At 58.6% G+C, this 3,488-nt stretch carries 2 protein-coding genes; both read right to left on the bottom strand.

Annotation, left to right across the window (positions count from 1 at the left end):
- A partial coding sequence (locus RMO15_RS22160) for a DHH family phosphoesterase (RefSeq protein ID WP_309717326.1) occupies positions 1 to 866 on the bottom strand: 866 nt, incomplete at its 3' end.
- Between the two features lie 48 nt (positions 867 to 914).
- A partial coding sequence (secD, locus tag RMO15_RS22155) for a protein translocase subunit SecD (protein WP_309717323.1) occupies positions 915 to 3,488 on the bottom strand: 2,574 nt, incomplete at its 5' end.

The following is a 3,488-nucleotide window of genomic DNA, read 5'->3' as shown; positions in this document are numbered from 1 at the left end:
TGAAAGCCGATGCTTTCTGCCGTCAGGGGCTTGCCCTCCAGCCCGGCCCGTGCAAGCAGCAGCTTGATCCCGGTTTTCTTGCCTTGCGCTAGGGCTAAGAGCCCGTGCAAGACCAGAATACGGTTCTCTCCCGCGAGCGTGCTGGCATCCGCAACCGTGCCCAGGGCGACTAAGTCCACAAAGTTGCGCCGGAAAGCTTGCAAGTGCTCAGGCTTGAGTCGTGCCGTGAGCGCGTCCAGCACTTTGAATGCGACTCCTGCGCCACACAGGTCCCGAAAGGCAAGCTCACCCGCATCTTCGCGGTAGGGATTGACAATGGCCACAGCATCCGGGAGAGTCGGACCGGGGCGGTGGTGGTCGGTGACAATGACATCTATTCCCAGTGAGTTGGCATGGGCGACGGCCTCTAGAGCATTGACACCGCAGTCCGCCGTCAGGATCAGCCTGGCCCCAAGCTCTTTGGCTTTGTTGGCCCCGTAGACCTGGAAATCATAGCCATCGGTGCGGCGGGGGACAAAGCCAATGACATTGGCTCCCAGACCGGTGAGGGCACGCAGGCAAAGCGCCGCACTGGTCACCCCATCCGCATCGTAGTCACCGTGAATAAAGATCTTCTCGCCTGTCTCAATGGCACGTGCCAGTCGCTCGACGGCTTTGTCCACATCGGGTAGGGAGTAGGGGTCGTGCAGGTCATCGAGATGGGGCGCGAGATACTGCTCGGCCTGCGCCGTCTCCGTAATGCCCCGGTTGATTAGCAGACGTGCCACCAGCGGCGCCACCTGAAGTGCCATTGCAAGCGCTTGAACCTGCGCTTCATCAGGCGTGGCAAGCCGCCAGTGAGCTTCAAGTAGCGTAGGGGATGTCATAAAAAGCAAACTCCCGCCTTCTGGCTAAAGCCGGAAGGCGGGAGAGATTTATTTTCGGCGCTTGGGACCCTGTGTCCAGGCTCCGGGGCGTGCCGTTGTGTCGCCCTCACCGGCATCTGTTGCACCCGCGTCGGGCGTGGATGTGGGGAGCTCTTTACTGTCTGTACTATCTTTGCTGTCTTTGACTTCGGCCAAGCCCTGACCCTTTTTCCCAAACCTGCGTTGCCAGTCAAAGACCAGCGGTGCGGCATTGAAGATCGAGGAGTAGGTGCCCGAGAGGATACCCACCAGAAGCGCAGCGTTGAGGGGGCGGATTACCGAGCCACCGAAGATGAGCAGGGCCAGCAGCGTGAGAACCACTGTGCCACTGGTGAAGAGCGAGCGCGCAAAGGTCTCGTTGATCGAGTCGTCAATGAGATCGCCGAGGTTGGCTTTCTCACCGCGGTGCTGGAGGTTCTCCCGGATACGGTCAAAGATAATGATCGTGTCATGAACCGAGAAACCGACCACGGTCAGCGCTGCGGTTAAGAACAGCGAGTCAATCTTCCAGTTGAGCAGCCAGCCCAAGAAACAAAAGACCCCGATGAGCACGGCGACATCGTGGAGCATGGCGATAATGGCCGCCACCCCGAACTTGATGCCGTTCTTGAAGCCGCCAATTGCGAAGCGAAACGCGAGGTAGACAACGATAAAGAGCGAGGAGAGAACGATGGACGAGAGGGCGTTCTTGGTCAGCTCCTTAGAGATCGAGGCCCCGATCCGTTCGAAGCCGCCTTTGGTGACACCCGGAAACTTGGTCTTGAGCTTCTCTACCAGGTTCTCCGCCTCACGGACATTCATCTCTTGTTTGCCCGTTTCGGTAGGGACGCGGAGCAGAACGGTGTTGTCACCGGCGATCTGCGCAGCAGCCTCTTTAAAGCCTGCCTCTGCTGCGGCACTCTCGACTTCGGCACGGGTGACGGTTTTATCAAACTTGAGGGTGAGCTCGGAGCCGCCCGTGAACTCGATGCCTTGCTTGAAGCCGCCCATCACCGCAAAGGCGATTCCGGGGACGATAATCGCAAGGGAGAGTAAGTACCAGCGGAAGCGGTTCGCGACGATCTTAAAGTGAGGGCGCCAGAGGTTCTGAACCCCCCAGGCTTCCATGTTCACTGTCTTGTTGTCCCCGACCATCAGCAGCAGGAACGAGCGGGTGACCGTGATGGCCGTAAACATCGAGAGCGCGACACCGATCATGAGGGTCAGGGCAAAACCACGGACACTCCCGTTGCCGAGCTGGTAGAGCAGCAGGCTGGTCACCGCCGTACACATGTTGGAGTCGAAGATAGCGGAGAACGCGCGCTGGAAGCCCGTTGTGATCGCTATCTTGAGGTTCTTGCCTGCCTTAAGCTCCTCTTTGGTACGCTCGAAAATCAGGATATTGGCATCCACCGCCATACCGACCGAGAGGATAAAGCCTGCGATTCCGGGGAGGGTAAAGGTGACCGGGATCAGGACAAAGATCGCGTAGGTGAAGAGGGTGTAGAGCAAGAGCGCTCCGACTGCGACCACGCCGGGCAGTCGATAGACCCCGATCATAAACACCCCAACCAGCACGAGGGCGACCACACCTGCGATCAGGCCGCTCTTGACCGCATCTTTGCCCAGGGTGGCTTCTAGGCTCTGCTGCTGGACGATATTAAGCGTCACGGGGAGCGCACCGCCATTGAGATAGTCGGAGAGCTGCTTGGCGTCTTTCAATGTCGCAAAGGGCTGGATCATGGCTTTGCCATCGGTGATGGGATCGTTGATCTTGGGAGCCATGAGAATGCGGCCATCAAGGAAGATCATCAGGATCTCATCGGTGTGGGCCTTGGTGAATGTCGCGAACTTCTCTTTTCCCTTAGGATTGAACTCCAGCTCAACAATGGCGTTGGTTCCATTGCCAAAGTTAGCACGGGCGCGGCCTGGGACAAGATCCGAGCCATCCAGCTCCATGCGCGAAGCGGTCAGGAAGACATTGAACTGGGTGAGCTCATCGGAGAGGGCTGTCAGGGTCTTGAGATCACTGTCCTGAATTTTGACGGTCTCTAGGCCTGCGAACGAGCCGAGGGTATTGAGCGGCGCGGGGAGCGGCACCGACTTCGCACCGGCACGCTCGCCGGCATCCACGATATCCCGGAGTGCCTGGAGAATATGAAAAGGATCGCGGAAAGTCTTGTCGGTGGTCTTGTCCGTGATCTCGTAGCTCTCGCGGCTGCCATCGCCGGAGCGCTGGAAATCGTAGCGCCCGAGCTTGTTCTTCTCCGCCGTGTACCAGTCGGAGCTGTAGTAGAACTGAAGCTGGGCGGTCTTCTGGAGCTGATCCAGAATGTCTTTCTCGTTCTTGACAGCGGGAATCTCAACGACGAACTGCTTTTCGCCTTTGGGAGTGATCACGGGCTCTGCAACTCCGTTAGAGTTGACACGGTTGTCGAGAGTCCGCAGCACCGAGGAGCGGGTTTCTTCATCCCACTTCTGGCCCTTGGGCAGTGTGTCGAGGTTTGCCTCCAGCACCACACGGGCACCCCCCTGGATGTCGAGCCCCAGCCTTGGGGACACTTTCTTTCCAAAGGTGCTGTTGGGAGCCACAAGCGGCGCAAG

Origin of the sequence: Armatimonas sp., assembly GCF_031410135.1 — a bacterium.
Lineage (GTDB): Bacteria > Armatimonadota > Armatimonadia > Armatimonadales > Armatimonadaceae > Armatimonas.
The sequence above is the reverse complement of the archived record's forward strand: the minus strand, read 5'-3'. Positions and strand labels throughout refer to the sequence as shown.